The following is a 6,457-nucleotide window of genomic DNA, read 5'->3' on the forward strand; positions in this document are numbered from 1 at the left end:
AAGAGACAGAAGGTGAATGAATTGGAAAAAAGTACGATAATTTGTCGATGCGAAGAAATTAGTTACGAAGAAATTGAGGAAGTCCTGACCAATGGGGCAACAACATTTGATGATATTAAACGATTAACACGGTGCGGCATGGGGCCTTGCCAATCAAAAATATGCCATTCTCTCGTTGCCAACATGATCCACGAAAATACAAACACCCCTTTTTTCCAGATACCGCTGCCGCGAATGAGGATGCCGCTAAGTCCTATAAAACTTGAGACATTAGCTACGAATAGCACTTCGTTTTCTTCTGTAAAATCAGTTATGGATGAGGTGGAATTAGAGGATGGGAAGGTGAGATAATTGGATACAAGTTATGAAACGATCATTATCGGCGGCGGGGTGGTTGGCAGCAGTATTGCCTATCACCTCTCAGAACAAACCAAAGAAGGAATCCTTGTTCTGGATCAAAAATTTCCATTGTCAGGCACCTCCGGATCCACCCAAGCCTGGGTCTGGGTTCACAACAAAACCCCATCCTGGTATGCTGAATTTAGTATGTATAGCGCCGAGCTTTACTCGTATCTGTCCAAAAAAATCGGCGATATCGAGTTTAAACGAACAGGAGGTCTTTCGCCGTTTTTCAATGAGGCAGACCGTGAAAAGGCTGTACGGCTGGCTGAGGCATACGAGCAGATAGGGATAAAGATTAAGGTTTTATCCCGAGAAGAGGCACTTGAAAAAGAGCCATTTCTTAATCCGGATGTTGTCGGAGCGACCTATAGTGCCATCGACGGCAATGTGAATCCTTTTCGGTTAGTGGATCGTTATATGAGAGCGGCAAAGAAAAACGGTGTTCAATACTCTACCTATAATAAAGTAACCGAAATTCAAAAGCTGCCTGGGAAATTTATTGTGGTATCAGAAAAGGGAACGTTCACTTGTAAAAACCTTATTCTTGCTGGCGGAACATGGTCCAGGGAGTTAGGAAAGCTGGTGGATGTCAATATTCCGATCAACCAATTAAGAGGGCAAATTCTTGTGACCGAGCCCTTGAAGCCTTTTTTAAATTATACGATTAGCGGATTAAGACAGGCTTTTAACGGAGAGGTATTAATTGGTTATTCCATGGAACAAGAAGGGTTTAATCGGGCAACCACACTCGATGTGATTCAAGAAACGGCCAATATGGCTGTCCATTATGTCCCTTCATTGAAAAAAGCGAAGGTGGTTCGAGCTTTTTCAGGGATTCGGGCCATGCCGGAAGATGGGTTTCCAATTCTCGGGAAAATCCCAGGAGCGGAAAATCTTTATGTTGCCGCTACTCATAGTGGCGTAACACTTTCTCCACTCATTGGAACGCTTATGACGGAGTTGATTTTGGAGGGAGAAACCTCGATTCCGATAGACCGGTATTCAATCAGCAGATTTGCATAACGTAATTTTTACAAACATAGGAGGAAAACAAAATGCCCCATTTATTTATTAGAGGAGTTTCAGTAGAGCAGGTTAAAACGATTAGCAGACCGTTAGTAGAAGAATTGGCTGATCTTTGTGACTGCGGAACGGACAATTTTACGTTAGAAGTGGTGAACTCTACCTTTGTATTTAATGATAACGAGGTACAGGGGTATCCGTTTATTGAAGTGAAATGGTTTGAAAGAGGCCAGGAAGTTCAAGACCAATTTGCAAAGATTGTCACGAAACAAGTCCAATCGCTTGATATTCCAGAGGTAGAAGTTGCCTTTAGTACATTTAAGGAGTCAGATTATTATTTGAATGGGAAGAGTTTTAACTGAAACTAAAAGGAACCGTTAATGTAAGGACCGAGCCATGTTGCTGCATGTTCGGTTTTTTTTAGTTCCTATTTTTGAATCAGTTAATTTATTTATGGCACGCTAATTTGTAACAAAGAACAAAAAAAGGGGCAACTATAATTGGACATTGAAAATACTCAAAAAGTCACATTTAAGCTGGAAAATGACAATGGGAAGTTTGAAGTAAAAGGTGAAATTATAGGGGAAAGCCAAATCCCATTTTTTGATGATTTAAAGTTTAAAGGGGTAATTGCTTTACTTAATTCCATCGATAAACAAAACTTTGATGGATCCGGAAATCATCAACTATTTGATCATTTTATCAAGGAAATAGAAGAGACCATCGTTGAAATGAAAAAATATGACCAATTTCAGGGAAAACTTATCTAATCAAATAAAAGGGACTACAACATAAGTGATGAAAAAAGGGAGCCCGTTAAAGGCTCCCTTGAAACATTAGTGCATCAATGTTGAGAGCCGTCTCACTGAACATGCCAACGTTTTGGCTGATTCATTCTTCCTCTAAACCATCTATTGGGACAAGACGTTTCTCATCGTGGGTTCCTCTTTGAGTGACCAACGCCATGCCAGTTGTATCTTGAATGCTTTCGATCCATACTGGAATGCCATGATATTTAACGGATATCTCTTCATCTGCTGCAAAAATCTCTTTCACTCTGTTTAGGTTCATTATTTTCACCTCAACGTTATTTTTCCAAATTTGTTTCAACAATATAAGTATCATATTCCGTATAAGGAACGGTATTTTACGCAAAATATGATAAATTTGTGTTAAATGGGGGATTCAAATGTTAAATGAGAACAATAAACCCGAAAATTCTTCGGACCCGAGCGGTATGGAGCAGCCACTACTATCAACTGGTTCTACTGAAGCAGGTTTTAATTGGAATTCTGACGACAAGGAACAGGCTCAAAAACCGAGGATTGGTAATACAGTAGTGGGGGAAGACGGGCAGTAGTGTTGACCTTAAAGTTAATAAAACTATTTAAAAAAGTTATTGAAAGGATGCAAATAATACATGAAAAATCAACGAATTCCAGAGCATAAATTGAATACAACAAACACGGTGGGGCAGGCAATTGAAAATATAACAAACAATGATTTAACTGCAACAAGCTCAGCAGAAAAAATTAATAAACAAAATACGAATAAAGCCAAATAGGAACGTATGTTCTTGTGTATATTTTAGATTCTCTCTTGAATTTGCCTTTAAAACGTGATGTTAATCACAATAAAGAACAGTAGTTTGCACTATAATGATATTAGAAACTACACTTTATAGGAAAAAGAGGGAATGGTTCATGGCTGTAATATTAGAACAGACAAAAGTGAATGAGTTGGTAGACTGCTTTTACGATAAGTTACTAAAGGATTCCTATTATGTAACCATGTTTAAAGAAAGAAACGTGGATATTGAATTGCTAAAAAATCGACAAAGAGTTTTTATAACCCGCTTAGTTTCTGATGCGTCTGAACAGGAACAAAGTAAGCAGGAATCACAGGTAAGGGAAAGACATCCGTTTCAAATAGATTCAAACAGGGCCGGGGTTTGGTTTGGTAAAATGAAAGAGACAATGGATGAAATGGACCTAGATAGTGATGTAAAAAAGCATCTTATTGAAAAGGTAGATATTCTGTTAAAAAAGATAATAAAATAAGCTTTTTGAAAAAGATTAAAAAAAATAATCCACCTGCGAGTTAATGACTCAGGTGGATTACTTTATTTTTCTACTTATTTATAAGTTTTACCTATTATTTGTACGTTAAATAACTTCTATTATCTATAAGCGCTGTAACAAATTGTTAGAACCAAAGAAGCCCCCGCGGGTAAGCGTATTTTCATCCATTTTTTTCACCTCCCAACACATGATTGGAAATGCTGGAATTAAACTACTAAAGATTTATCCTGTTAATCCTGATATAGTAGACATTGTCGCTTCTGAACGAATAGATAAACATGAAATGGTGAGTAGTCGCGGTTCCTTAACAGGAGCTGAGGAAAGTCCAGGCTCGCACAGTGCTGAGACGCCTGTAGTGTTCGTGCCATCTGCAAGGGTGGGCAGTCGATTAATAGTTTCGGCTGACGGCGGTGAAATCATGCTAAGTCCTTCGGGATATGCTGAGAATAACCTGAAAGTGCCACAGTGACGATGCTTTTCTGGAAACGGAAAAGGTGGAACGGGTAAACCCCACGAGCGAGCAACCCAAATTTAGGTAGGGGCATCATCCTGCGGGAAATGAACCTAACGGATGAATCGGCCATTGGTCGATAGATAGATGACTACACTTCTTGTACGAGGTATGCTGCCGATTGGAGTACGGAAGGACAGAACCTGGCTTACAGCCATTTCATGTGCATGTGATCGTTTTAGAAGCATTCTTCGAATATTTGTAACAGAAATTTAAATTGGATAAACCAGGACTTTTGAACTACCAAAATTTACAGCTATCTTCCAATTTGGATAGATGGTATATTTCTTACGTAAGCTCCTAACGGAACTTCGTATGATTTTAAATACAGAGAAGTACTCAAGAGGCTGAAGAGGCGCCCCTGCTAAGGGTGTAGGTCGGGTAACCGGCGCGAGGGTTCAAATCCCTTCTTCTCTGCCATTTCATTTTTACAACAACTTACATTTTAATAATGGAGAGCTGTCCGAGAGGTCGAAGGAGCACGATTGGAAATCGTGTAGGCGGTTAACCCTGTCTCAAGGGTTCGAATCCCTTGCTCTCCTCCATAAAAATATGACTACCGTACCGGTTCGAATCCGGCCTAGGCACCAGTGTTTTTGCAAAAATAACATTCAATATTATGCGCCCGTAGCTCAATTGGATAGAGCGTTTGACTACGGATCAAAAGGTTATGGGTTCGACTCCTTTCGGGCGCGCCACTTTTAATTATTAATCATGGCGGCTGTGGCGAAGTGGTTAACGCATCGGATTGTGGTTCCGACATTCGTGGGTTCGATTCCCATCAGCCGCCCCATATATGCAGATGTAGTTTAGTGGTAAAACCTCAGCCTTCCAAGCTGATGTTGTGAGTTCGATTCTCATCACCCGCTCCATTCTTATTCAGCAGTAGCTCAGATAAGGATTAGGGATTAATATAATTATTCCGCAGTAGCTCAGCGGTAGAGCTATCGGCTGTTAACCGATCGGTCGTAGGTTCGAGTCCTACCTGCGGAGTCATAGTCCAACAAGGACACTATGAACTTGGTCAGGGCGGGAACACAGCAGCCATAACTAGTGAAATTGTGTGGACTATTACATAGACAGAAAGAGAAAAGCGGTAAACTCCATCTTTATTTGAGTTTACCGCTTTTCTTTTGTATAAGAAATTTCCTTGTCATGCAAGTTTTAAGTCCTTTTTACCGAGGTCCCTTTTTTGAATCAAGAATAAACATAGATGCATCTTGTCCCATGAATATTTTATTACCTGTATAAAAAGTTTTAAATTGAATATCTCTATACCCTATTTTAGTCATAATTTCAGCTAGCTCTTCTGGATTAAATCCGTTATGAACAAGATCTGAAACTATTTTTTCATTTTTATTAAAATCTACGATCAGTAGATGTCCTCCTTCATTAAGAACATCAAATAATCTTGATAAAACTAATTCAACATCATGAATATGGAGTAGAACCTGAGTCATAAAAATATAGTCGGCATGTAAATCCGTTAGACTTTCCTTTTCAATATCAATGCATAATGTATCTACATTCTGAATATTAAAATCAGTTATTTTTTGCTTTATTTGATTAATCATGTTTTGTGACGTATCCAAAAAAAGCATAGAATTAAACTCGTTTAATAAGTTCATTCCGACAAGACCAGTTCCACACCCAAAATCAATTGCATTCTTACTTTTAGCGTGAACTAAATAATTACGGATGACATCTGATGATACCTTTGCAATTTGGATTCTTTCAGGAGTGTCATATTTATTAGCTATCATTTCAAACTTATCAGTATTTCCCAATATTATCTCCCCAATCAGGCTTAATAAACAAACCTATACAGTAAAAAACTTGTCATTATTTAGGATACGATTCTGCTTATCATAATTCAACTAATTGCTTCTTTAGTTGAAAACACTCGATATTATGGCAACGATAAATAAGGAAGAGGATACTTTTCCTATCATTAATTTTATGGAAATAATTTCCCGTTGAAAATAAAATAAAAACAAGATATATTATTATTCCTGTCACTTTAACGAGTGACCAAAAAACATACGATGCATAACACAATGGTTTGTATCTCATATTGATAAATTGGAAAAATTTCTCCCTAGCAAGATAACCATTCTGGTGTTATTATAAGAAAGTCGCTTTTGAAAAAAATATCAAATTTCTTTGGAATTGGTAATAATTGATAGTTGATATTTTAGTAGAGAAACGATAAAATATAATTCCTGTCGCTCAAATGAGTGCAGAAGATTGTTCTTTGAAAACTAAACAAACAAAAACGTCAACAAACAATAATATTCGTTTCTTTTGAAACGAAGCCAACGTTTTATTTTATGAGCTAATCAACTTTCTTGGAGAGTTTGATCCTGGCTCAGGACGAACGCTGGCGGCGTGCCTAATACATGCAAGTCGAGCGAATCACTGGGAGCTTGCTCCTGGTGGT

The 6,457-nt window shown here is 38.2% G+C and carries 9 protein-coding genes, 6 tRNA genes, 1 rRNA gene and 2 other RNA genes; 16 read left to right on the top strand and 2 right to left on the bottom strand.

The window, feature by feature from the left end; genetic code table 11:
* The first annotated feature begins 12 nt into the window (after positions 1–12).
* From LC455_RS30010 to LC455_RS30025, 4 genes are all read left to right on the top strand, one after another.
* A complete protein-coding gene (locus tag LC455_RS30010) occupies positions 13–351 on the top strand; it encodes a (2Fe-2S)-binding protein (protein WP_223596571.1) in 339 nt (112 codons plus the stop codon).
* The gene (locus LC455_RS30015; protein WP_223596572.1) at positions 352–1,425 is read left to right on the top strand and encodes an NAD(P)/FAD-dependent oxidoreductase; all 1,074 of its coding nucleotides are present in this window, start codon (positions 352–354) and stop codon (positions 1,423–1,425) included.
* Positions 1,426–1,457: 32 nt separating this feature from the next.
* Positions 1,458–1,787, top strand: coding sequence for a DUF1904 family protein (locus LC455_RS30020; RefSeq protein ID WP_223596573.1), 330 nt, complete (start codon positions 1,458–1,460; stop codon positions 1,785–1,787).
* 138 nt (positions 1,788–1,925) lie between these two features.
* Positions 1,926–2,195, top strand: a complete 270-nt coding sequence (locus LC455_RS30025) for a hypothetical protein (protein ID WP_223596574.1) — start codon at positions 1,926–1,928, stop codon at positions 2,193–2,195.
* A 121-nt stretch (positions 2,196–2,316) separates the two neighbouring features.
* Here the strand turns inward: LC455_RS30025 and LC455_RS30030 are convergent, their stop codons facing one another.
* Entirely contained in the window at positions 2,317–2,496 is a 180-nt protein-coding gene (locus LC455_RS30030; protein ID WP_223596576.1) for an H-type small acid-soluble spore protein, read from the bottom strand.
* A gap of 118 nt (positions 2,497–2,614) precedes the next feature.
* Here LC455_RS30030 and LC455_RS30035 point away from each other — a divergent pair, with 118 nt between their 5' ends.
* From LC455_RS30035 to ffs, 11 genes are all read left to right on the top strand, one after another.
* Positions 2,615–2,785, top strand: a complete 171-nt coding sequence (locus LC455_RS30035; RefSeq protein ID WP_223596578.1) for a hypothetical protein — start codon at positions 2,615–2,617, stop codon at positions 2,783–2,785.
* Between the two features lie 60 nt (positions 2,786–2,845).
* The gene (locus LC455_RS30040; protein WP_223596580.1) at positions 2,846–2,989 is read left to right on the top strand and encodes a hypothetical protein; all 144 of its coding nucleotides are present in this window, start codon (positions 2,846–2,848) and stop codon (positions 2,987–2,989) included.
* A 139-nt stretch (positions 2,990–3,128) separates the two neighbouring features.
* On the top strand, positions 3,129–3,485 hold the full coding sequence (locus tag LC455_RS30045) for a globin domain-containing protein (RefSeq protein WP_223596581.1): 357 nt from the start codon (positions 3,129–3,131) through the stop codon (positions 3,483–3,485).
* A gap of 303 nt (positions 3,486–3,788) precedes the next feature.
* Positions 3,789–4,173: RNase P RNA component class B (gene rnpB, locus LC455_RS30050), an RNA gene on the top strand.
* Between the two features lie 173 nt (positions 4,174–4,346).
* Positions 4,347–4,437, top strand: a tRNA-Ser gene (locus tag LC455_RS30055).
* 33 nt (positions 4,438–4,470) lie between these two features.
* A tRNA-Ser gene (locus tag LC455_RS30060) sits at positions 4,471–4,562 on the top strand.
* Between the two features lie 76 nt (positions 4,563–4,638).
* Positions 4,639–4,715, top strand: a tRNA-Arg gene (locus LC455_RS30065).
* Between the two features lie 19 nt (positions 4,716–4,734).
* A tRNA-His gene (locus tag LC455_RS30070) sits at positions 4,735–4,810 on the top strand.
* Between the two features lie 5 nt (positions 4,811–4,815).
* Positions 4,816–4,889: transfer RNA gene (locus LC455_RS30075), tRNA-Gly, on the top strand.
* A gap of 49 nt (positions 4,890–4,938) precedes the next feature.
* Positions 4,939–5,010, top strand: a tRNA-Asn gene (locus tag LC455_RS30080).
* Positions 5,010–5,095: signal recognition particle sRNA small type (gene ffs / locus LC455_RS30085), an RNA gene on the top strand. The genes LC455_RS30080 and ffs overlap by 1 nt, the downstream gene beginning before the upstream one ends.
* A 97-nt stretch (positions 5,096–5,192) precedes the next feature.
* Here ffs and LC455_RS30090 read toward each other — a convergent pair.
* Positions 5,193–5,804 carry a class I SAM-dependent methyltransferase gene (locus tag LC455_RS30090; RefSeq protein WP_223596583.1) on the bottom strand — a complete coding sequence of 204 codons (612 nt, stop codon included), beginning with the start codon at positions 5,802–5,804 and terminating at the stop codon, positions 5,193–5,195.
* Between the two features lie 558 nt (positions 5,805–6,362).
* Between LC455_RS30090 and LC455_RS30095 the strand changes: the two genes are divergently transcribed.
* Positions 6,363–6,457 (top strand): 16S ribosomal RNA (locus LC455_RS30095); the annotation flags it as partial.

The sequence above is a fragment of the Neobacillus bataviensis genome (genome assembly GCF_019969725.1).